Source organism: Rhodopila sp., from assembly GCF_035548095.1.
Lineage (GTDB): Bacteria > Pseudomonadota > Alphaproteobacteria > Acetobacterales > Acetobacteraceae > Rhodopila.
This window is the reverse complement of the sequence record NZ_DASZUV010000004.1, coordinates 224,792-245,326: the sequence shown is the minus strand read 5'-3', so window position 1 is coordinate 245,326 and position 20,535 is coordinate 224,792. Positions and strand designations below refer to the sequence as shown.

At 66.6% G+C, this 20,535-nt stretch carries 20 protein-coding genes; 9 read left to right on the top strand and 11 right to left on the bottom strand.

Features of this window, described 5'->3' with window-relative positions; all coding sequences use genetic code 11:
- Window positions 1-286: 286 nt before the first annotated feature.
- The 3 genes from VHC04_RS05400 to VHC04_RS05390 are packed head-to-tail and all read left to right on the top strand — an operon-like array spanning window position 287 to window position 2,398.
- Window positions 287-1,051 carry an aldolase gene (locus VHC04_RS05400; protein WP_325678789.1) on the top strand — a complete coding sequence of 255 codons (765 nt, stop codon included), beginning with the start codon at window positions 287-289 and terminating at the stop codon, window positions 1,049-1,051.
- The gene (locus VHC04_RS05395) at window positions 1,048-1,464 is read left to right on the top strand and encodes a hypothetical protein (protein WP_325678787.1); all 417 of its coding nucleotides are present in this window, start codon (window positions 1,048-1,050) and stop codon (window positions 1,462-1,464) included. Before VHC04_RS05400 ends, VHC04_RS05395 begins: the two co-directional genes overlap by 4 nt.
- Window positions 1,448-2,398 (top strand): DMT family transporter, encoded by a 951-nt coding sequence (locus VHC04_RS05390; protein ID WP_325678785.1) that lies wholly within the window; start codon window positions 1,448-1,450, stop codon window positions 2,396-2,398. Before VHC04_RS05395 ends, VHC04_RS05390 begins: the two co-directional genes overlap by 17 nt.
- A 7-nt stretch (window positions 2,399-2,405) precedes the next feature.
- Here VHC04_RS05390 and VHC04_RS05385 read toward each other — a convergent pair whose 3' ends face one another.
- Window positions 2,406-3,734, bottom strand: a complete 1,329-nt coding sequence (locus tag VHC04_RS05385; protein WP_325678783.1) for a globin-coupled sensor protein — start codon at window positions 3,732-3,734, stop codon at window positions 2,406-2,408.
- Between the two features lie 235 nt (window positions 3,735-3,969).
- Here VHC04_RS05385 and VHC04_RS05380 point away from each other — a divergent pair, with 235 nt between their 5' ends.
- Window positions 3,970-4,545, top strand: a complete 576-nt coding sequence (locus VHC04_RS05380; RefSeq protein WP_325678782.1) for an HdeD family acid-resistance protein — start codon at window positions 3,970-3,972, stop codon at window positions 4,543-4,545.
- A 106-nt stretch (window positions 4,546-4,651) separates the two neighbouring features.
- Here VHC04_RS05380 and VHC04_RS05375 read toward each other — a convergent pair whose 3' ends face one another.
- Together VHC04_RS05375 and mdoH are read right to left on the bottom strand one after the other, a co-directional pair.
- Entirely contained in the window at window positions 4,652-6,067 is a 1,416-nt protein-coding gene (locus VHC04_RS05375) for an MDR family MFS transporter (protein WP_325678781.1), read from the bottom strand.
- Between the two features lie 162 nt (window positions 6,068-6,229).
- The gene (mdoH, locus tag VHC04_RS05370; protein ID WP_325678779.1) at window positions 6,230-7,978 is read right to left on the bottom strand and encodes a glucans biosynthesis glucosyltransferase MdoH; all 1,749 of its coding nucleotides are present in this window, start codon (window positions 7,976-7,978) and stop codon (window positions 6,230-6,232) included.
- Window positions 7,979-8,014: 36 nt separating this feature from the next.
- Between mdoH and VHC04_RS05365 the strand changes: the two genes are divergently transcribed.
- The gene (locus VHC04_RS05365; RefSeq protein ID WP_325678777.1) at window positions 8,015-9,010 is read left to right on the top strand and encodes a zinc-dependent alcohol dehydrogenase; all 996 of its coding nucleotides are present in this window, start codon (window positions 8,015-8,017) and stop codon (window positions 9,008-9,010) included.
- Between the two features lie 106 nt (window positions 9,011-9,116).
- Window positions 9,117-9,524: a 6-pyruvoyl trahydropterin synthase family protein gene (locus VHC04_RS05360; RefSeq protein WP_325678775.1), complete on the top strand. Its 408-nt coding sequence runs from the start codon at window positions 9,117-9,119 to the stop codon at window positions 9,522-9,524.
- Between the two features lie 34 nt (window positions 9,525-9,558).
- Here the strand turns inward: VHC04_RS05360 and VHC04_RS05355 are convergent, their stop codons facing one another.
- Complete coding sequence (locus tag VHC04_RS05355) at window positions 9,559-10,923, bottom strand: MmgE/PrpD family protein (RefSeq protein ID WP_325678772.1); 1,365 nt, start codon at window positions 10,921-10,923, stop codon at window positions 9,559-9,561.
- 51 nt (window positions 10,924-10,974) lie between these two features.
- The gene (locus VHC04_RS05350; protein ID WP_325678770.1) at window positions 10,975-11,349 is read right to left on the bottom strand and encodes a nuclear transport factor 2 family protein; all 375 of its coding nucleotides are present in this window, start codon (window positions 11,347-11,349) and stop codon (window positions 10,975-10,977) included.
- Between the two features lie 210 nt (window positions 11,350-11,559).
- Between VHC04_RS05350 and VHC04_RS05345 the strand changes: the two genes are divergently transcribed.
- Complete coding sequence (locus VHC04_RS05345; protein ID WP_325678768.1) at window positions 11,560-12,813, top strand: ABC transporter substrate-binding protein; 1,254 nt, start codon at window positions 11,560-11,562, stop codon at window positions 12,811-12,813.
- Window positions 12,814-13,009: 196 nt separating this feature from the next.
- Here the strand turns inward: VHC04_RS05345 and VHC04_RS05340 are convergent, their stop codons facing one another.
- Complete coding sequence (locus tag VHC04_RS05340) at window positions 13,010-14,350, bottom strand: sulfotransferase (RefSeq protein WP_325678766.1); 1,341 nt, start codon at window positions 14,348-14,350, stop codon at window positions 13,010-13,012.
- 144 nt (window positions 14,351-14,494) lie between these two features.
- The gene (locus VHC04_RS05335) at window positions 14,495-15,229 is read right to left on the bottom strand and encodes a RibD family protein (protein WP_325678764.1); all 735 of its coding nucleotides are present in this window, start codon (window positions 15,227-15,229) and stop codon (window positions 14,495-14,497) included.
- Window positions 15,230-15,367: 138 nt separating this feature from the next.
- On the opposite strand from VHC04_RS05335, the gene VHC04_RS05330 reads away from it, so the two are divergent.
- Both VHC04_RS05330 and VHC04_RS05325 read left to right on the top strand, forming a co-directional pair.
- Window positions 15,368-15,640: a GNAT family N-acetyltransferase gene (locus VHC04_RS05330; RefSeq protein WP_325678762.1), complete on the top strand. Its 273-nt coding sequence runs from the start codon at window positions 15,368-15,370 to the stop codon at window positions 15,638-15,640.
- Window positions 15,640-15,915 (top strand): hypothetical protein, encoded by a 276-nt coding sequence (locus tag VHC04_RS05325; RefSeq protein WP_325678760.1) that lies wholly within the window; start codon window positions 15,640-15,642, stop codon window positions 15,913-15,915. Before VHC04_RS05330 ends, VHC04_RS05325 begins: the two co-directional genes overlap by 1 nt.
- Here the strand turns inward: VHC04_RS05325 and sucD are convergent, their stop codons facing one another.
- From sucD to VHC04_RS05305, 4 genes are all read right to left on the bottom strand, one after another.
- On the bottom strand, window positions 15,916-16,791 hold the full coding sequence (gene sucD / locus VHC04_RS05320; RefSeq protein WP_325678758.1) for a succinate--CoA ligase subunit alpha: 876 nt from the start codon (window positions 16,789-16,791) through the stop codon (window positions 15,916-15,918).
- Window positions 16,792-17,988 (bottom strand): ADP-forming succinate--CoA ligase subunit beta, encoded by a 1,197-nt coding sequence (sucC, locus tag VHC04_RS05315; RefSeq protein WP_325678756.1) that lies wholly within the window; start codon window positions 17,986-17,988, stop codon window positions 16,792-16,794.
- 98 nt (window positions 17,989-18,086) lie between these two features.
- Window positions 18,087-19,040, bottom strand: a complete 954-nt coding sequence (gene mdh, locus VHC04_RS05310) for a malate dehydrogenase (RefSeq protein ID WP_325678754.1) — start codon at window positions 19,038-19,040, stop codon at window positions 18,087-18,089.
- 210 nt (window positions 19,041-19,250) lie between these two features.
- Window positions 19,251-20,534: a dipeptidase gene (locus tag VHC04_RS05305; protein ID WP_325678752.1), complete on the bottom strand. Its 1,284-nt coding sequence runs from the start codon at window positions 20,532-20,534 to the stop codon at window positions 19,251-19,253.
- Window position 20,535: the final 1 nt, after the last annotated feature.

Here is a 20,535-nt window from a genome sequence, read left to right as displayed (position 1 = left end):
GCGCAATCCAGGGCCGGCAACCCCAGGGCCGGCAACGCTAGGGCTCGGCAGTTCGGGGCCGGCCGGGGCTGGCGGCATCCCGCCGGCAGGATGACCGCGACCAGGCACCTCCCTGACGACGGACGGGGAGGAGGCAGGTGATCCTTGCGGGTTGAGGGTCGGAAGGCATCGAGCGCATGTCGGGCTCGAAGATCGCGGATGATGACAGGATCCGCTCGATCTTGTCATTTTCCCGATGCCAGCGATGCCCTTGCCCGTCAGGCGCCTTCCTGCAAGGTTGCCGCCCATGACCACCATCCTGCGCCACAACGACCTCGATTCCGAAGCGGTCTGGCATGCCCGTGTCGATCTTGCCGCCTGTTTCAGGGCCGCTGCCCGGATGGGGCTGCATGAGGGGATCTGCAACCACCTGTCCTTGATGGTGCCCGGTCGTGACGACCTGTTCCTGGTGAACCCGGATGGCTGGTCGTTCGCCGAGATCACCGCCTCCCGCTTGCTGGTTTGCGACTTTCATCGGCGCGTCATCGCCGGGGAGGGGGTGCCGGAGGATACCGCCTTCTACATCCACGCCCGCCTGCACGCGCGGCTGCCGCGGGCGCGTGCCGCATTCCACACGCATATGCCCAACGCCACCGCGCTGACGATGGTGGAAGGGGAACCGCTGGCCTGGGCCGGGCAGACCGCGTTGAAATTCTACGGTCGGACGGTGGTCGACGACGCCTATAACGGCCTGGCGCTGGACGAGTCCGAAGGCGACCGCATCGCGGACAGCGTCGGTGACGCGGATATCGTCTTCATGCGCCACCACGGCGTGCTGGTGCTGGCGCCGACCATCGCAAAGGCGTGGGACGACTTGTATTATCTGGAGCGCGCGGCCGAGGTGCAGCGTCTGGCCGAGGCAACCGGCCGGCGGCTGGTGCCGGTGCCGCGCCAGATCGCCGAACGGACCGCCGAACAGATGAAACATGAAGGCGGCCGCCCATCGGCTGATCTGCATCTGAACAGCATCAAACGCCTGCTGGACCGTGAGGAGCCGGAGTACCGCCAGTGACCCGACGCCTGTGTTTCCTGCTGGCGCTGCTGAGCTTCAACGGCTGCACGCTGATCGATCAGAACACCTTTGCGCCTGCTCCCGAAGCGAAGGCGCAGACGCCGCCTCCACCCCAGGTGCGGGTGGACCCGCGGACGCCGCTGGTCACCATCGACTATCAGGATGGAGAGACGCCGGACTATGCGGGCTTGCTGAACAGCGCGGTCCGCGCGGCGGTCGCGCGGTATGCCGATGTGCAATTCGACGTGGTCAGCGTCGTCAAAGACCTGTCGGCGGCCACGGCGGCGCAGGCCAACGGGCTGGGTGTGATGCGCGCCATCATGCGTGACGGGGTGCCCGCCAGCCGCATCCATCTGGGGGTGCGGACCGACCCGGGCCTGACCGGCAGCCAGGTTCGTGTCTACGTCCGCTGAATCGGGACCGGGGGCGACGAGGCCCACATCCACGGGTTCGGGGACCTACGGGTTCGCCCGAAGCTTCATCAGCGCCCGTACCGAAGGCGTCCTGCTGGTTCTTTTCACGGCATGCAGTTGGGGCCTGACCTGGCCGCAAACCAAGTACCTGTTCGGGCTGCTGCCGCCATTCTCGGCTCGGGCGGTCTGCGGCATCCTTGGCTGCCTCGTCGCCTTCGCCGTAGCGCTGGTGCGGCGCGAGCGAGTGGCGCCGCCGGCCGACCAATGGGTACGGCTGCTCGTCTACGCGATGCTGAACTACGGCCTGTTCATCGTGCTGACGACCGGGTCGCTGGTCTGGTTGAAGGCGTCCGAGGCCGTCACCATCACCTATACCCTCCCGGTCTGGGCCTCCCTGCTGGCGTGGCCGATGCTGGGCGAACGGCCGACGCCGGCAAAACTGGTTGCACTTGTATTGGCGTTGGCCGGTGTGGCGTTGCTGGTCGGGGCCGACAATGCCGAGGCAACGTGGGAGAAGCTGCCGGCCGCGCTGATGGCGCTGGCCGCGGCGGTCCTGTTCGGGTTGGCGACCGTGCTGGCGAAAAAGCACCCGCTGCGCCTGCCGCCGGCAACCGCGGTCGCGTGGCAGGCGGCATTCGGCATGATCCCCCTCCTGGCCCTGGCGGCGACCGAGACCCGGGACTGGGGGCGCATGACGCTGCCGGGCTGGGGAGCGGTCGCCTATATCTCCACCCTGCCCATGACGGTGGCCTATCTGGCCTGGTTCCGCGCGCTGCGGCTGGTGCCGGCTTCCATGGCGGCGACAACGGTCCTGGTATCGCCCGTCGTCGGGGTGATCGGTTCCAGCCTGCTGCTGGGGGAGACATTTTCCCCACGCCAGATAGCCGGCCTCGTCCTCACCCTGTCCGGCGTCGCCCTGGCGGCGCGCGGCTGACGCGGGTTCAGGCGGCGACACGCAGCTTTCCCAGGAACTCGTCGACATGCGTGCGCAGGTCGCCGGCCTGCTCGCCCAGCCTGACAGCCGTATCGAGCACCTGCCTTGCCGTGGTGTCGCTCGTGCTGGCGGCTGTCCCGACGCCGCCGATATTGGCCGAAACCAGTTGCGTCGCGCTTGCCACTTCTTGCACGTTGCGCGCGATCTCCTGCGTCGCGGCGCCCTGCTGCTCCACCGCGGCGGCGATGGTGCCGGCGATCTGATTGATCGTGCCGATGGTCGCGACGATGCCCTCGATCGCCTTGATCGCCGTTTGTGTCGCCGCCTGCATCGCCGTCACCTGGGCGGTGATGCTCTCGGTCGCCTTGGCGGTCTGGCTGGCGAGGTCCTTGACCTCGGATGCGACGACGGCGAACCCTTTTCCGGCATCGCCGGCGCGCGCCGCTTCAATGGTCGCGTTCAGCGCCAGCAGGTTGGTCTGCGCGGCAATATTGCTGATCAGGGACACCACGTCGCCGATCTTCTGCGCCGCCGCGCCCAACTCATGCACCGAGGCGTTGGTGTTCTCGGCAGCTTTCACCGCGCCCGTGGTGATCTCGTTCGATTGCGCCACCTGGCGGCTAATTTCCTCGACCGAGGCGTGCAACTCCTCCGTCGCGCTCGCCACGGCCTGCACGTTCATCGACGCTTCCTCGGCTCCCGCAGCGACCGCGGCGGCCTGCTCGCTGGCATCATGGGCGACCGTGGTCATCGTATCGGCAGCCCGGCGCATGGTTTGCGCCTGCGCCGCGAGCTCGGCGATGATCGGGGACAGCTCACGCTCGAACGTGCCGGCCAGGCCTGCCAACCGTTCCTGATACGTGATGCGGTTCTGTTCCAGATAGACCGTGATCACCAGGTCGATGTCCAGAATGACCACCTTGTTGATCGCCGTGATCAACGGCGCCGGTTTGGGGGAGATTACCGATAACCGCCTGGCCGGGTGCTGCAGCGCCAGCGCATGCAGATGTGAAAGCGCGAAGCCATACGCCCCGATATAATAGCGCGGTTCCAGGCCAATTCGGCTGTGGGTCTGGCCGATGCGCGTGACCGATGTCAGGTAGTCCTGATCGAATCGGGCCGCGAACATCGCTTCCCAATGCCGAGCCTGGGCGGCGCCTTTCTGTTCCATGACCGCCTTGCTTTCGAACATCGCCGCGAGCACGGGAAACTGGCACAGATGGTCGTAGAATGCCGATATCATCGTCGGCAGCCCCTCATGCAGGGTCGGCAGGAAGGCATGGAGCGCGGCGCGATCGTCTTCGGAGAACTGAAGGAAACGCAGGCGTTCAGTCATCTGCTCCGGTAGCGAAGGAGAATTTCGTTGCATGGCGCGGTCCGGTTCCGAATTATTTTGGCCGGAGCACGTCTAGGACGAGCGGGTTAAGTATTCATTAACGGCGACGCGGCGTTTGCCGGACATCTTGCAGTCGGGTACAAGGCGTCCGGAGGCCGACCAAACGCGCCAAGGCTGTTGCCCGATACGCTGTTCCGGTAGCCGAACTGAAACAAGGACGGACTCGATGTCGGACATGACGTCAAATTCCCCCCATGGTCTGGGGTATCTCCATCTCACCTCGAAATGGGGCTGGTTCGTTGCTCTGGGCGTGGCGCTGGTTCTGTTCGGCATATTTGCCCTGGTCGACGTCGTGGCATTCACCATCGTAAGTGTCATCTTCATCGGCGCGATGCTGCTGGTGGGCGGCATCTTCCAGATCGTCCATGCGTTCATGACGAAGACCTGGGCCTCTTTCGGCCTGAACCTGCTGATGGGCATCATCTACGTGATCGGCGGCTTCCTGATCATGCAGGAGCCGGTCCAGGGCTCGCTGGTCATTACGCTGATGGTGATCGCGGCCCTGGCGGTTGGCGGCATCATCCGCATCATGGTCGGGTTTCGGCATCGGGAGATGGCCAGCTGGTGGTTGCTGGTGCTGAGTGGCGTGATCAGCCTGATCCTGGCGTTGATGCTGTATTCCACCTTCCCGGGATCGGGGCTGTGGGTGCTGGGAACGTTGATCGCGGTGGAACTGCTGATCCAGGGCTTCACCTGGCTGCAGTTCGGCCTGGCGCTGCGCCGCCTGGGCCGGCACGCTCACGCGCAGTAGGGTCCTAGGGTGCGATCACCTGAGTCGGCGGTTGGAAGGCGTGAATCACGCCTTTGAATCAAAGAGTTGATAAAGCATGATGGGGTCAACCTGACCCTGTCATGCCTTAGCGCAGCGGTTGCCCCGCCGGACTAAGGCGGGGTGGCAGGCAGCTGACCAGGGCCAGCAGCACGATCGAGAGCCCGATCCCTAGCCAATAGGCATTGTGCAGGCCGGCGGCGACGACTTCCACCAGCGCCGCCCGCTTGGCGGCTGGTAGCATGGCCCGCTGTGCCGGTTCCAGAAGGTGGTCCAGCATATGGGCGGCCTCGGGCAGGCGCGCGGCGATCGTGGCGTTCAACACGGCACCGAAACTGGCGGCCCCCATCGCCTGTCCGATGAATCGCAGGAACAGGCACCAGCCCGTGGCCGCGCCACGGCGGTTCCAGGGCACGGCGGCCTGGATCGACACGATGAACGCGGTATTGCAACAGCCCATCCCGACGCCGATCACCAGCGATCCCGCGGTCGCCCAGGCGACCCCGCGTTCGGGGGTCATCAGCACCAGCCATGTGCAGCCCGCCACCAGGGCCAGCGCGCCGGCGACCGCTGCCAGCCGATACGTCGTGCGCACCATGATCCGTCCGCCAAAGATGCTGGCCAGCGCCCAGGTGACCGACATCGCCCCCAGCACGAGGCCGGCCATCATCGCGCTATGTCCCATCGCACCTTGGACATAGGTCGGCAGGAATGCGGAAATTCCCATCATCACGGCCCCCGCCAGGCCACTGCCGACCGATCCGATCAGGATCACCCGTTCGCGCAGCAGGCTTCCCATCAGCATCGGTTCGGGCGTGCGGCTCTCATGCGCCACCAGCACCCCCAGGGCCAACAGCCCGGCCGCGATCACGGAAGCCGTCATCCAGGGGCCGAAATCCGCGCGCTGGATCAGCGCGAGCATCAGCGCCCCGATACCGATCGCCAGTAGCACGGAGCCCAGCACGTCGACGCGGTGCGGCTTGCGTTCGACCGTTTCGGTCAGGAAGCTGGCGATCATGACGATGGCGGCGGCCCCGATCGGCAGGTTGACCCAGAACACGATCTGCCATGCCGCGTGCTCCACCAGCCAGGCACCCAGGGAGGGCCCGGCCACCGCAGCAATGCCGAAGACCGAGGAAATCAGGCCTTGCACCCGCGCGCGTTCGGCCGGCGTATAGATGTCGCCGCAGATCGTCATCGCGATGGGCTGGACGCCGCCGGCGCCGCAGCCCTGCAGAGCCCGTGCCGCGATCAGCCAGACCATCGACGGTGCGAAACCGCATAATGTGGAGCCGACCAGAAACAGGCCGGCGCCGGCATAGAAGACGCGCTTCCGGCCATAGACATCCGCCAGGCGGCCATAGACCGGGATGGTGACGGCCTGGGTCAGCAGGTAGACCGCGAACACCCAGGAGAACAGGTTGAAGCCGCCGAGATCCGCGACGATGGTCGGCATGGCGGTGGCGACGATGGTGCTTTCGACAGCGGCCATGAAAGTGGCCATCAAGCATGCGGCTAGAACGAGGTTACGCCGGACCGGCATGGGCGCGGGCAACGCGATGGTCGCCGAGGCGGGGGCGGAATGGTCTTGCGGCATGCGTTCGATGTGTGGCTTGGACCGTGTGTGTCTTGGACCGTTTCTCCGACAGCGTCGGACAGGGCAGGCTCAGAGGCAAGACGACTGGGTGCGCGGCTGGGGTGCGCTCACGTCTGGGTGAGGCGCGCCGTGCGGCGGCTGTTCCGCCGTCACTGCCACGATCTCGGCCGGCGGCCGGATCTCCTCGGGGATGGCGCACAGCCCGAGCCTTGTGCACCACCGGCCGAGAGCGGGGTGCGCGGTCGTCACCGCGAACGGAATGGCCAGCACATAACCCGTGGTAAAGGGCAGCGCCCAGGGGACCAGATGCGGCGCGGCCAGCCAGAGAGCGGCGTGGAATACCGCGCCGAAGGCGGTCTCCGGCCAGAACATCCGCGCGGCCTCGCGCCATGACACGGTCCGGGCATCACGCTGCTGCGCCGTCCATGCCGTGGCGTGACCGGTCATGAGCGCAAGAATGAAGATCGTCGCGCGGAACGCGGTGATGCTGGATTTCAGCCAGGCGAACACGATCTCCACCGCCGCGCCGGCAAGAAACCGGGTCCGTCCGCCATAGCGGGCCACGCGCCTTGGCGCGACGGCACTGTGCAGGTAACCAGCCAGCTTGGCCGCCACATCCATCAACAGAAACAGCGCGTACAGCACGGCCAGCCAGCCTGGATGGGGCGGCGAGATCACCGCACCCGCCGCGGGCAGCAGGGCGATCATCACGGTCCAGGCGGGCAGGCCGATGAACATCAGCACCGCCCATACAAGCTGGAAGCGGCTGACCGGATACAGGCCCGGCAGCGCCAGCAGTCTCAGGTATTGCAGGTTACCGTGACACCAGCGCAGGTCCCGGCGGACATAGTCGATCAGCGTTGGCGGGTTGTCCTCGTACGATCCGCCAGCGACCGGCTGCAGCCGCACCTCCCAACCCGCTCGGCGCATCAGCGCCGCCTCGACCTGATCGTGCGACAGGATCGTGCCCCCCAATGGCGGACGCCCGGGCAGGATCGGCAAGGCGCAATGGTCGCGGAAGGGAGCGATGCGGATGATGGCGTTATGTCCCCAGAACGGCCCGCAATCGCCGGTCCACCAGGCCTGGCCCAAGGTGTAGGATCGCATCCCCGCGCGCATGCCGAACTGGAAGATGCGCGTGAAAGCCGATGTCGCGGGCAAGCCGGTCACCAGCCCCTGGATGATGCCGATGCGTGGATGAGACTGCATCAGCCGGACCAGGTGCAGGATCGCCGGGCCGCTCATGAGGCTGTCCGCGTCCAGCGGCAGCATCAGATCAAATCCGGCGGCCTGCGTGCGGCAGAAATCCATGATGTTGCCGGCCTTGAACCCGGTGTTCCGTGTGCGCCGCCGATAGTGGATGCGCTCCGGATGGCACGATGCCAGACGCCACGCCGCAACGGCCGCTGCCTCGCGCATGGCGATGCGGGGAATATCGGTGTCGCTCAGCAGGAAGAAGGCGAAACCGTCGACGGCGGCCGCCCGCAGGCTGTCGGCGATGATCCGCAGCCGGGCGACGGCGCGGTCCGGATTCTCATTGCGCAGCGTCATCACGATGGCGGTGCGCAGCGTGACCGGTCCGCCGGGGCAGGGGGGTGGACGGTGTCGCAGCAACGCCAGGCCGATCACACCGTTCCACAATCCTAGCACGCTCCATGGCAGGAACACGGCGGCACAGGCCACCAGGACCGCTGTCAACCAGGACGGCCCCAGCGCGCGTGCCAGCAGGAACAGGAATCCCGCCCAGGTCAGCAGCGTGACGGAGGCGAAGCCCAGACGCCGGCGGCGCAGGACGGATGGGGTGACGGGCAGGATCATTTCGGCTTTGCTGGACAGATGCACCCGGATTCGGTGATGGCAAGCGCCATCTGGTATGAAGCCGAAGGCGCCGTGACTGTGCGGACCGAGGCCATGCCGCCGCTCGTGTCCGGTCATGGCCGCGTCCGCACGCTGTTCTCCGGCATCAGCCGGGGAACCGAGCGGCTGGTGCTGGGCGGAGATGTGCCGGCGTCGGAGTGGACACGGATGCGGGCACCGTTGCAGGCGGGTGATTTCCCGTTCCCGGTGAAATATGGCTACAGCGCCGTCGGCGTCGTGGAGGCTGGTCCACCGGGCCTGACGGGGCGGACCGTGTTCTGCCTGCATCCGCACCAGAGCCGGTTCGACGCGCCGGTCTGCATGCTGATCCCGGTGCCGGACGGTGTGCCTGCCCGCCGTGCCACACTGGCCGCGAATATGGAGACGGCGCTGAATGCGCTCTGGGACGCCGATGCCGGGCCGGCGGATCGGATCGCCGTGATCGGTGCTGGCGTGGTGGGGCTTCTGATCGCCTACCTCGCCAGTCGCCTTCCGGGAACCGAGGTCACGGTCTGCGATATCGACGCCTCCCGGGCCGAGATGGCCCGTAGCCTGGGCGTATGCTTTGCCGAGCCGTCGGCCGCGCCGGCCGATTGCGACGTGGTGTTCCATGCCAGCGCCACCGAGGCCGGGCTGGCGACGGCGTTAACCTGTGCCGGCGTCGAGGCGGCCGTCATCGAGCTGAGCTGGTATGGCGACCGGCCGGTTGCCGTCCCGTTGGGGGGCGCCTTCCATGCGCGCCGCCTGCGTCTGGTCGCCTCGCAGGTCGGCATGGTCGCCCCCGGTCGGCGGCCACGCTGGCCGCATGCGCGGAGGCTGGCGGCGGCGCTGGCGTTGCTGCGCGATGCGCGGCTGGATGTGCTGACGCGTGGCACGATCGAATTCGGCGATGCGCCTCGGCGCCTGCCGGCCGTGCTGGCCCAGGGCGCGCTTGGCCTCGCCCCGGTCATCCGCTACCCAGGTGCCAGCGAGGCGGCGACGGGGCCGGCCTGACCCCGCCGAGGGGCGCCATGCGGGGCGCCATGCGTCACGTCTTTCGCGCGGTCACGCCGGCCGGCTGTTGGCCTCGGCGGATCGCGCACCGAACCGGGAGGTCCGCATGTTCGCCGTCGAGGTGCGTGAATCGATCATGGTGGCCCATTCACTGCCCGATTCGTTCTTCGGACCGGCCGCGAACAAGCATGGCGCGACCTTCGTCGTGGACGTAGCCTTTCTGGGCCCGGCGCTGTCCCGCCACAACGTGGTGGTGGATATTGGTCGCGCGCAGGCGGTGCTGAAGGCGGTGCTGGCACCGCTGCACTACCAGGACCTGGATGTGCTGCCACAATTCGCCGGTGTGCTGACGACGACCGAGTTTCTATGCCGCCATATACACCATGAGATATGTGCCGCGATCCGCCGTGGCGAGCTGGGCGATGGCGCCGAGGCCCTGAGCGGCATTCGGGTCACTCTGGGTGAGACGCCGCTGGCCCGCGCATGGTACGAGGCGGCGCTGAGCGGAGCCTGACGGCGCATATCCAGGCTCCAGCGCCTCACGGACCCTATCCGGCAGGTGTCGCCAGCCGCATCAGCTCGGTGACCGAAGCCGCATCCGGCAGCCGCATGATCGCCTCGCGCAGCTGCTCCACGCGATCCCCCGGCAGCATTCCCTTGCAGTTGTCGCGGAACTTGTCGGCCAGTTCCTGATCGGTCAGCGGCGCACCAGGGTCGCCTTTTGGCAGCAAGACCGTTTCGGTGAAGGACTCCCCGTTGTCCAGGGTGATCGTCACGCGGGCAGGGAAGTTCGCAGGATAGAGCTTGTCCAAGGCTTCGTCCGCGATCACCTCGGTCCGCGCCAGTACTTGCCGCACCAGCGGATCGTCGATGCGTGCCGGCGCGAATTGCGCCTGGCCCAGCACCCGGTCGACCGCGCTGATGGCGATGCAATAAGGGACGGACACGCGAGCGGCCATCACCGAGCCGACCTCCTTGCTGGAGAAATGGGTCGTCACGGTCCGATAGGTTTCGTTGGTGATGCGGACGATCCGGTTCGGGTCGATCGGGTGACGGTTTACCAGCGCAAGTGTCGCCTGGATCGGCGAATGGCTGGCCAGGATCGACGGGAAATACTTGAAGCCGTTCTGCAGGATTTCCCATTCGGTGCCCAGGCCGGCCACCAGGGCCTCCGGCTTCGGTTCCAGGGAGAAGGCGGCCAGGTAACCCTTGGGATGTTCCAGGATCCCGGGCGGGCTGGTGGCGCCGAGGCGGGCGAGCTGTGCCGACAGGATGCCGTTCAGGGCGGCCTTGCCGGGGTGGATGCTCTTGGTCATGTCGCCGGATTCGAAGAACGTATTCAGGCCGGCTGCCTGGGTTCCGGCCAGGCCCAGCGTGCGGCGGCAGCCGTCGGCATCCAGTCCGAACGCCTTGGCGGCGCTGGCGGCGGCACCGAACGTTCCGTTGGTCGCGGTGGAATGCCAGAAGCGGTAATGTGTCGGCATCACCGCCATGCCGACGCGCACCGCGACCTCATAGCCGGCGACCAGGGCCAGGATCGTCTCCCGCCCGCTCAATCGTTCCGTCTGTGCCAGGGCCAGCACGGTCGGGACAACGACAGACCCGACATGCAGCAGAGCCCGCTTATGCGTGTCGTCATTATCGGCGGCGTTGGCCAGGATGCCATTGGCCAGTGCGGCGAAGGCCGGCTGGGCGGCAATGCCGTCAATGCCGATCACGCCGGCGCCTGGCGAGCCCGGATACAGGGCCGCAATGTCCCGGGCGAGGCGCGATTTGGCCGGATCCTCGGTCCAGGCGGCAATGGCGCAGCCGACCGCGTCCAGGATCAGGCGGCAGGCCTGGGTGACGACTGGCTGCGGCAGGTCGTCATAGCGCAGCCCGGCAACGAAATCGGCGAGTGCCTTGGTGGTCATGCGGTTCCTCCTTGCCCGCCTCTGTAGAGCCGGGGCGGCGAGCCGTCGAGGTCAGCGGCTGCAATGCGTCGCGGTCTTGTTGGTGATCTTCCAGACGCCGTCGACGCGCAGAAGGGAATGAAAATCGATCCAACCCTGTGACGGGTTTGATAAGGAATCGAAACTGAGCTGCACCGACGCCGCGTCGCCGACCTGTGTGACGGAAATGAAACGACCTACCACATTGGCACTGGGTGGCGATGCCCATCGTTCGAAATTGTCCGAGATGCGGCTCTTGTGCAGACGGCCTGCGGCGTCGACGAAGTAGATCCAGGCATCCTCGTCAAACGCCTGTCGCAGCTTGGCGATGTCGTTGTCGTTGAAGGCATCGACGTAAAGCTGAACAGTGCGCACGATCGCGTCGTAATCATCCGTCCTTGCGGTCATCCCGGCTCTCCCTGAACTGTTGCGGCCTAGCGTACCGCCTGTGCGCGCGGGCGACAACGCGCGGATACAGGCGGTGCCGGCCGGACGAGGCCTGCCCTTGCGCCCGGCCGGTCGCCCCCTCGCCGGGATATCCCCCTTCTTTGTATGAGCGTCACTTGCCGCTGAATTCGGACTGGGTTACGCGGCCGACATTTACGAAGGAGCAAACGAATGAGCCCGACCCGACGCCATCTGCTCGTTGCCTCGGCGGCCGCCCCCCTGGCGGCGATCGTCCCCCTGGCGGCGACCGTGCCCTGGCGCTCGGCGCGGGCGCAGAATTCCTCCCTCAAGATCGGCGTGCTGGGTGATCAGTCCGGCATCTACCGTGATCTGAGCGGACCGGTGGCTATCGAGGCGGTCAAGCTCGCGATCACCGACAGCAAGGCCGCCGGGCGCGACATCCCGGCGTCGGTGATCAGCGGGGATCACCAGAACAAGCCCGATATCGGCGCGGCGCTGGTTCGGCAGTGGATCGAGCGGGATGGCGTCGACTGCATCGTCGATGTGCCGAACAGCGCCGTCGCGCTGGCCGTGGCGTCGGTCTGCAAGGAGATGAATAAAGTCTACATCAACTCCCCCGCCGCGACCGCCGACCTGACCGGCTCCCAATGCGCGCCGACGACCATTCATTGGACGATGGACACGTGGATGCTGGCGCATTCCACCGGGGGCGCGATGGTGAAGGCCGGCGGCGATTCCTGGTTCTTCATCACGGCTGACTATGCCTTCGGCCATGCGCTGCAGCGGGATACCAGCAACTTCGTCAAGGAGGCCGGCGGCAAGGTGTTGGGCAATGCGCTGGCCCCGCTGCAGACCGCGGATTTCTCTTCTTTCCTGATCCAGGCGCAATCCAGCGGGGCCAAGGTGATCGGGCTGGCAAACGCGGGATCCGACACGGTGAACTGCATCAAGCAGGCCGGCGAGTTCGGCATTGCGCAAAAAGGTGTGAAGCTGGCCGGCTTGCTGTTGTTCATCAGTGATGTGCACGCGCTGGGCCTGCAGGCCGCGCAGGGGATCGTGGTGTCCAACACATTCTATTGGGACCGGGATGACGGAACGCGCGCCTTCACCAAGCGCCTGCAGCCGCATATCGGCGGTATGAAGCCCGGCATGGGCCAGGCCGGCTGCTATGCCGGTGTGTATCACTACCTGAAGGCGGTGGCCGCCATGGGCATCGCCGACGCGAAGAAGAGCGGTGCCGCCACGGTCGCGAAGATGAAGTCAATGCCGACCGACGATGACGCGTTTGGTACCGGCAGGATCCGTGAGGACGGGCGCGCGCTGCACCCGGTCTATCTGTATGAGGTGAAGAAGCCGTCCGAAAGCAAATATGCCTGGGACTACTATAAGTTGTTGCATATCACGCCGGCCGACGAAGGCTTCCGTCCGCTGAACGCCGGCGGTTGCCCGCTGATCCACAGCTGAACCACGAGGCGGGCGCATCAGCGGTTTCGCCGGTGCGTCCGCGTCTTGCTTCGCTTCGAAATGCCAGCCCGCGGCGGGGCCCTATGAACCCATGGTGACCTGGGAGCGCGATCGCCTGAAGCCGGCGGTGAGAAGGCGTAAATCGCGCTGTTGAATCAAAGTGTTGAAGACAGGGTCAACCTGACCCTGTCATGCTTCAGGCACTCGCCGCGCGGTCGGCGGCCGGCGCGGCAAAGCGGTCATTCTGGCGGTCCGATGAAGTGCCGCACCAATCGAGCCCCCGCTCATAGCCCAACTCCACCAGCGTGGCGCCGATCAGCACCCCCAGCGCCCGCCTGTCCTCGGTCGACAGGTCGTGCCGCCAGCGGCCGAATGACGAATCAAAGATCGCGCCGCCCGCGGCGACCGCGTCAGGGGTCGCGCCGATGTCGGAGCGTCCGGACAGGACTGTCTCTTCCCAGGGCAGGCCCAGAAATGCCAGCAGCGCGCGCAGTGTCCGCTCCGGATATGTCACCAGGTCCTCGTAGCGCAGCTCGTGATATCCGGGATCACCGCGCATTCGCAGCCCGGCTTCCACGAAGCCGCGCCATTGCACTGCGCAACGGATCGCGGCGGCAACGCTGTCCGGCGCCGCATGATCCAGTCGTGCGAATGGCGTGCGCCGCAGCGAGCAGACGACATCGCGCCCGTCGCGCACAATGTGGATCAGCTTGGCGCGCGGAAAATGACGCCGGACAAAGCGGAAGCGGGATACGTTGCGAGGCGTCTTCTCCAGCCAGACGGCCTTGCCGGACCGCTCCAGCATGGCGGTCTGGAACCGGATGATGAACTCGGTCTGTGACCGGCTTTCACGTTGCCACGTCGCAATCTCACGAGCGTCCCAGCCCAGCCGCTCGGCCAGATCGTCGGGCGACGTGACGCGTGGCAGAAAGACGGTCGTTTCAGGTGACGATACGATCATCGAGTGCCGCCCGAGCATCGTGCGCAACAAGGTGGTGCCGCTGCGCGGGGAACCGCCGACCACCACCAGAGCGTCGCTTTCAGAGACAGCGCGACGCCCGACGGAACGCAGCCGCCACCAGATCCGATAGCCCAATGCCTCGAACAGGATCGTGCCGGCACGTCGCTGCCGCAGTGCCCGGGCCAGCCGGGCCCCGACGCGGCGGAGGCAAAACCGGGTGTGATCCACCAGGCGGATCGCGCGGCGGCGCGTTCGCAGACACGCAATCAGGAAGCCCGAAGCGGTTGCGTCCGTGGCGCCGCCGAAGGCAGCCATGACCAGGTCCGGCGCAAGACACACGCGAGCGGTCAGCAGGCCCGCTACGACGATCGAGACCTCATCCAGATGGCCGACATACCGAACATGCGCTGGGATGATGTCCCACGGGCCGAGCATGTAGCCCAATGCGGCCAGTAGCGGAACGAGACTAGGGAGCGACGACCGGGATAGGCACGCTGCTTTCCAGATACGTAGCTCCGCCTGCGCCAGGCCAGTGATCGTGCCGGCAGGCGGCACCCGAATCCATCCAAACAACATGGCCGGATATCCACCTCATCCGCGTGACGGGTGGCGTACCGATTTGTAACCCTGCGTGCCGCATGTGACACAAAGACTGCCAGGCGGCACCGGACTGTCAGGCAAGTCCTGGTGTCGTGGCCGTAATGTGGACTGTCGCCTTCGTCATATTTCACGCAGTTGTGACTTAATGCCGACACTGGAGCCCTGACCTCCCGCCGTACGCAGGTCGCAGTCGAACAATACATCGCCGTCCGGAAAGACATGGGTCCGGGTGGCGGGGCGAAGCGCCTGTGCCACGGTGGCGACAGGCGCCATCGTCATGCCGGCCTTGCCGGAGCCCAGGATCACGGGTGCCATCAGGATATGAAGGCGGTCCACCATGCCGGCGTTCAGAAAGCGGGACAGCGTGTCGGCGCCGCCCTCCACCAGGATACGCCGTAAGCCAAGGCCAAACAGGTGATCGACGATCCGCCGCGGCGGTATGCCGGAGCCGGTGCTTTGCAGCATGATCGGATTGGCATCGGTCTCCGCTTCGGTTCCCGGCGTGGTGACGTGAAACCGCTCGGCGCCCGCCTGGAAGCAACGTGAGTGCGCGGGAGCGCGTCCGGCCGGGTCGATCACCACCCGCGCCGGATGACGGCCGCTGACCCGGCGCACTGTCAACTGCGGATCGTCGGCGATCACGGTGCCGACGCCGACCACCACGGCGTCGACCGACGCCCGCAGCGCGTGCAGGTGATCCAGTGCATCGGACCCGTTGATGCCGCGGCTGTCGCCGGAGACGGTGGCGATGCGTCCATCCAGCGATTGGCCGAGCTGGGCGACCACGAAAGGGCGGTCCGGCGGCGCGTCGCGAACGGTGCTGAGTGCCAGTTCCATCAGGCTGGGCCGGCTCATGCGCGGTGACGCTTTACGGGCAAGGAGGTGCCTCCAGAGGGTAGTTGCACCGGCGAGCGGCGCACCGATTTACCGAAAGAGACGGCGCGCCTGGGAGATTGCCATCCAGGCCGGTTCGGCAAGAGAGGAGTATCATCCATGCCCGACGCAACCGATAATCCCGCTCGCAATCGATATGAGATGGTTGTGGATGGGGTCACGGCCTTCGTCACCTATGTGCGACAGGGCAATCACATCAGCTTGATGCACACCGAAGTGCCGCCGGCCCTGGCCGGTCGGGGAATCGGGACCGCCCTGGCGCGATCGGTGCTGGATGATATCCGGGCTCGCGGGCTGCGTCTGACTCCGGCGTGCGAATTCATCGCTGCGTTCATCAAGCGCAATCCGGCTTACGCCGGGCTGGTTGCGTGATGGCGATCTCTCCGCTGACCGAGGTGGTGCTGCGCACGGCGTTTCGCCGGAGGCTGCTCGCACCGGATGCTGACAGTGGTATGAGCCTGCTGATGGCCGAGGCCGCCGATGTGGCGGCCACGCCAGAGGACTGGCGCGGCAGTGTTGCTAGCGCGGTCGCCGCGGGGCTGGTCTATGACCCGGTCCGTCTGCCCGAGGGCGCGCTGCAGTGCCACTGGCACCTGGAGCTGACACCCCAGGGTGTGGCCGCTGTGCGCGCCCTCAAAGACGGCTGATCAGCCCTTCAGCACCGCCAGCATCGTGCTGCCCAAGGCGGCGGGACTGTCGGCGACATGGATACCGGCCGCGCGCATGGCCTCCATCTTCGCGGCCGCGGTGTCCTTGCCGCCGCTGATGACGGCGCCGGCATGGCCCATGCGGCGGCCGGGCGGGGCGGCGGCGCCGGCGATGAAACCGACCGTCGGCTTCTTCACGCTGTTCCTCGCCAGGAATTCGGCGGCATCGATCTCGCTCTGGCCGCCGATCTCGCCGATCATCACGATCTGCTTCGTCTCGGGGTCGGCCAGGAACATTTCCAGTACCTCGATAAAATCGGTGCCCTTCACCGGATCGCCGCCGATGCCCACGCAGCTGGTCTGGCCCAGGCCGGCCGCGGTGGTCTGGGCCACCGCCTCATAGGTCAGCGTGCCGGAGCGGGAGACGATGCCGACCGTGCCGCGTTTGTGGATGTGACCCGGCATGATGCCGATCTTGCATTCGTCCGGCGTGATGACGCCCGGGCAATTCGGCCCGATCAGGCGTGACCTTGAGCCCGACAGCGCCCGCTTCACCCGCACCATGTCCAGCACCGGAATGCCTTCGGTGATGCAGACGATCAGCGGGAATTCGGCATCGATCGCTTCCAGGATCGCGTCGGCGGCGAAGGGCGGCGGCACGTAGATCACCGAAGCATCGGCGCCGGTCTTTTCCCGGCACTCATACACCGTGTCGAAGACCGGCAGGCCCAGGTGGGTGGTGCCGCCTTTCCCAGGGGTCACGCCGCCGACCATTTTCGTGCCGTAGGTAATTGCCTGTTCCGAATGGTAGGTGCCCTGTGCGCCGGTAAAGCCCTGGCAGATCACCTTGGTGTCGCGGTTGACGAGGACGGACATCTAGGCGGCCTCCTTCACGGCCTTGACGATCTTTTCGGCGGCGTCCTCCAGATTGTCGGCGGCGACGATCGGCAGGTTGGACTGGGCGAGGATCTGCTTGCCCAGCTCCACATTGGTGCCGGCGAGCCGGACCACGAGAGGGACCGACAACTGCACATCGCGCGCGGCGGAGACGACGCCGTCGGCGATGATGTCGCAGCGCATGATGCCGCCAAAAATATTGACCAGGATGCCTTCCACGTTTGGGTCGGACAGGATGATCTTGAAGGCCGCGGTCACCCGTTCCTTCGTCGCGCTGCCGCCCACGTCCAGGAAGTTGGCCGGCGCCATGCCGTACAGCTTGATGATGTCCATCGTCGCCATGGCGAGGCCGGCGCCGTTGACCATGCAGCCGATATTGCCGTCCAGAGCCACGTAGTTCAGCTCGAACTTCGCCGCTTCCAGCTCCTTGGGGTCTTCCTCGCTCTCATCACGCAGCTTTTCCAGCTCCGGATGGCGGAACAGGGCATTGTCGTCGAAGCTGACCTTGGCATCCAGTGCGACCACGTCGCCAGCACCGGTGACGACCAACGGGTTGATCTCGATGATCGCGCAGTCCAGCGCCAGGAAGGCGTTGTACAGCGCCGCGACGAACGTGCTGAACGCCGCGGCCTGCTTGCCCGTCAGTCCCAGCCCGGCAGCCAGCTTGCGGCCGTGGAAGCCGGAAATGCCCGACGCCGGGTCGACCGAGGCCCGGAGGATCTTCTCGGGGTGCTTGGCGGCGACGTCCTCGATCTCCATCCCGCCCTCGGTCGAGGCGACGATGGTGACGCGGCCGGAGATGCGGTCGACCAGGAGCGACAGGTACAGCTCCCGCTTGATATCGCAACCAGCCTCGACATAGACCCGGCTGACCCGCTTGCCGGCGGGGCCGGTCTGCTTGGTGACCAGCGTGTGTCCGATCATCGCCTCGGCTGCTGCCTTCACCTCGGCGGGCGATCTCGCCAGTCGCACCCCGCCCTTGCCGTTGGGGTCGTCGGCGAAGCGTCCGGCACCGCGGCCGCCCGCGTGGATTTGCGACTTCACCACGTAGACCGGGCCGGGCAGCTTGCCGGCGGCTGCCTCGGCCTCCTCCGGCGTCCAGGCGACGTAACCGTCCAACACGGTCACGCCATGGCGTTTGAGCAGTTCCTTGCCCTGGTATTCGTGGATGTTCATCGCTCGGGCACCTCTGGGATTGCGAACGGCTCCACGGGCGACCGCATGGGCGACTGCGATGCAGTGCGTATGGAGCCGTTCCGGGTGTGTGCGGGTCCTCAGCCGATCAGCTTGCGGGACGCTTCGATCAGCTCCCTGACGGCGGCGCAGGACTTGTCGAACGCGGCCTTCTCGGTCGCATTCAGCTCGATCTCGACGATCCGCTCGACACCGCCGGCACCGATCACCACCGGCACGCCCACATACAGGTCCTTGATGCCATACTGGCCGGTCAGGTACGCGGCGCAGGGCAGGACGCGCTTCTTGTCCTTCAGGTAGGCCTCCGCCATGGCGATGGCCGAGGCGGCCGGGGCATAGAAAGCCGAACCGCGCTCCAGCAGCTTCACGATCTCTCCGCCGCCATTGGCGGTGCGGTCGCAGATCGCATCGATCTTGGCCTGGGTCGACCAGCCCATCTTCACCAGGTCCGGCACCGGGATGCCGGCCACGGTGGAATAGCGGGTCAGCGGCACCATGGTATCGCCGTGACCGCCCAGCACGAAGGCCGTGACATCCTCGACCGATACATTGAACTCCTGCGCCAGGAACAGGCGGAAGCGGGAGCTGTCCAGAACGCCGGCCATGCCGACGACCTTGTTCGCGGGCAGGCCCGATTTTTCCTTCATCACCCAGACCATCGCATCCAGCGGATTGGTGATGCAGATGACGAAGGCGTTGGGACAATTGGCCTTGATGCCCTCGGCCACCTGGGCGATGACGCCGGCGTTCTTACCGATCAGGTCGTCGCGGCTCATGCCGGGGGTGCGGGGGAAACCGGCCGTCACGATCACCACGTCGGCATCCTTGATGGCGCTGTAGTCGGAGCCGCCGGTCATCAGCGCATCGAACCCGTCGACGGGACCGGACTGCATGATGTCCAGGGCCTTGCCCGCCGCAACGCCGCCGAACACATCGAACAGGACGACGTCGCCCAGCTCCTTCAGGCCGATCAGGTGGGCGAGCGTGCCGCCGATATTGCCGGCGCCAATCAGGGCGATCTTGTTGCGGGCCATGGCCATATCCTTCCGAGGGCGCGTCGTTGCGCCTGCTGAGTGATTTCCGTCCGCCGGGCGGCTGCTCAAGCCGAAACGCCGCATGGGAGCTGTCCGGACGGTGGCGGCGTAGCTAGCTCATCGAGATTGGCCCGGCAAGCAGTTGCACTGCAACATGGCGTTGTCGGTGGCCATGGCCGGCGTCCGGCCGGCGGAGCATCAAAAGCGGGTTCAGGCCAGGCTGGCTGCAAACACGCGCGTGTAGTTACCGCCCATGATCTTCCGCGTGTCCTCGACCGAGAACCCGGTCGCCAGCAGCGCTGCCGCCAGGTCGGGGAGTTGAGCATAGGAATCGAAGGTCGCCGGGCCGACCAGACCCATGGAATCCGTGCCCAGCCCGACATGGTCGACACCGACGATGGCCGCCATGCGGGCGATGCCGCCAGCCAGCGCCGCCATGTCGGGAAACAGCGCCGCGACGGGCCAGATGCCGACCATGCCGCCGGTGGAGGCGATAAGCCGAGCATGCTCTGGTGTGATGAGCCGGGTGAACGGGCGGGGGCGGGTTGTCAGGGACGTGTGCGACAGCACTAGCGGCTTCGTGGTCACGGTGGCTGCTCGGCGCACCAGATCGAGCGTGCCGTGGGCGACGTCCACGACAATGCCCAGCCGGTTGCAGCGGCGGACCACCTCGGCACCCAGATCGGTCAGGCCGCCATGCACCGGTTCCTCGGTCTGGATGTCGCCAAGCTCGTTCACCCTGTAGTGCGTGAGTTGCAGGTGGCGGAGCTGCCAGCGCGCATAGGCTTCATCCAACCGGTCGGGATTGCCTTCCAGGAAATCGCCACCCTCGGCGGCCACCACGGCGCTGGGGCGGTCCGGCCGCGCAGCGAGCAGGGCGGCCCTGTCGGCGATGATCGGCATACCCTGGTCAGCAGCCAGGGCGTGCAGGCGGGCGAAGGCGCGCTGGGCGTAAGCATGGAGTTCGCCGGGGGCCGGATCCCGATAGGGGTGAATCCGGTGATCAGCCATGATGCGGTGGGTCGGCGCATCGGAGACGATGGCGAGGCAGGCGACGGCGAGGCCGCCCTGGCGCATCGGTTCCGATACCGGCGTGAAGGGCGCCTGGGTGCGGACATAGAGCAGCTTGCCGGCGTGCGAATGCACGTCGACGGTCGGCATCCCGGCAATGGCCTGGCGCGGATCGGTCTGCGGTGCGCCGGCGGCGAGGCAGAGCAATGGTGGGGCGGCCAGCACGCTGCGCCGGCCGATGCCGCGCGCGGCGGGGCGGGCGTCGCTCAGTACCCAGGCAGTCCGGTCCCGCCGCAGGATGCCCTCAAGACGGACGGCACCGCCGGCCAGATGACGGGAAGCGGGAATACGGATGCGACCATCGGAGGAGCCGGGCAGGCAGCCCGGACAGCACGGCGGCTCCGCCACCAATTGCCGATGGCCGGTGAGGTCCGGGGCGGTCAGCCAGCCATCCACCCGCACGCGTTGGCCGAGATGGGCCATC

What these genes read in the sequence shown, in the direction of transcription:
- VHC04_RS05345 (WP_325678768.1), top strand. Translation starts at nt 11,560, where the DNA reads ATGAGCCCGACCCGACGCCATCTGCTCGTTGCCTCGGCGGCCGCCCCC.
- VHC04_RS05380 (WP_325678782.1), top strand. Translation starts at nt 3,970, where the DNA reads ATGACGTCAAATTCCCCCCATGGTCTGGGGTATCTCCATCTCACCTCG.
- VHC04_RS05385 (WP_325678783.1), bottom strand. Translation starts at nt 3,734, where the DNA reads ATGACTGAACGCCTGCGTTTCCTTCAGTTCTCCGAAGACGATCGCGCC.
- VHC04_RS05365 (WP_325678777.1), top strand. Translation starts at nt 8,015, where the DNA reads ATGGCAAGCGCCATCTGGTATGAAGCCGAAGGCGCCGTGACTGTGCGG.
- VHC04_RS05305 (WP_325678752.1), bottom strand. Translation starts at nt 20,534, where the DNA reads ATGGCCCATCTCGGCCAACGCGTGCGGGTGGATGGCTGGCTGACCGCC.
- VHC04_RS05335 (WP_325678764.1), bottom strand. Translation starts at nt 15,229, where the DNA reads ATGAGCCGGCCCAGCCTGATGGAACTGGCACTCAGCACCGTTCGCGAC.
- VHC04_RS05330 (WP_325678762.1), top strand. Translation starts at nt 15,368, where the DNA reads ATGCCCGACGCAACCGATAATCCCGCTCGCAATCGATATGAGATGGTT.
- mdoH (WP_325678779.1), bottom strand. Translation starts at nt 7,978, where the DNA reads ATGATCCTGCCCGTCACCCCATCCGTCCTGCGCCGCCGGCGTCTGGGC.
- VHC04_RS05360 (WP_325678775.1), top strand. Translation starts at nt 9,117, where the DNA reads ATGTTCGCCGTCGAGGTGCGTGAATCGATCATGGTGGCCCATTCACTG.
- VHC04_RS05375 (WP_325678781.1), bottom strand. Translation starts at nt 6,067, where the DNA reads ATGGCCACTTTCATGGCCGCTGTCGAAAGCACCATCGTCGCCACCGCC.
- sucD (WP_325678758.1), bottom strand. Translation starts at nt 16,791, where the DNA reads ATGTCCGTCCTCGTCAACCGCGACACCAAGGTGATCTGCCAGGGCTTT.
- VHC04_RS05325 (WP_325678760.1), top strand. Translation starts at nt 15,640, where the DNA reads ATGGCGATCTCTCCGCTGACCGAGGTGGTGCTGCGCACGGCGTTTCGC.
- VHC04_RS05355 (WP_325678772.1), bottom strand. Translation starts at nt 10,923, where the DNA reads ATGACCACCAAGGCACTCGCCGATTTCGTTGCCGGGCTGCGCTATGAC.
- VHC04_RS05350 (WP_325678770.1), bottom strand. Translation starts at nt 11,349, where the DNA reads ATGACCGCAAGGACGGATGATTACGACGCGATCGTGCGCACTGTTCAG.
- VHC04_RS05400 (WP_325678789.1), top strand. Translation starts at nt 287, where the DNA reads ATGACCACCATCCTGCGCCACAACGACCTCGATTCCGAAGCGGTCTGG.
- mdh (WP_325678754.1), bottom strand. Translation starts at nt 19,040, where the DNA reads ATGGCCCGCAACAAGATCGCCCTGATTGGCGCCGGCAATATCGGCGGC.
- VHC04_RS05340 (WP_325678766.1), bottom strand. Translation starts at nt 14,350, where the DNA reads ATGTTGTTTGGATGGATTCGGGTGCCGCCTGCCGGCACGATCACTGGC.
- sucC (WP_325678756.1), bottom strand. Translation starts at nt 17,988, where the DNA reads ATGAACATCCACGAATACCAGGGCAAGGAACTGCTCAAACGCCATGGC.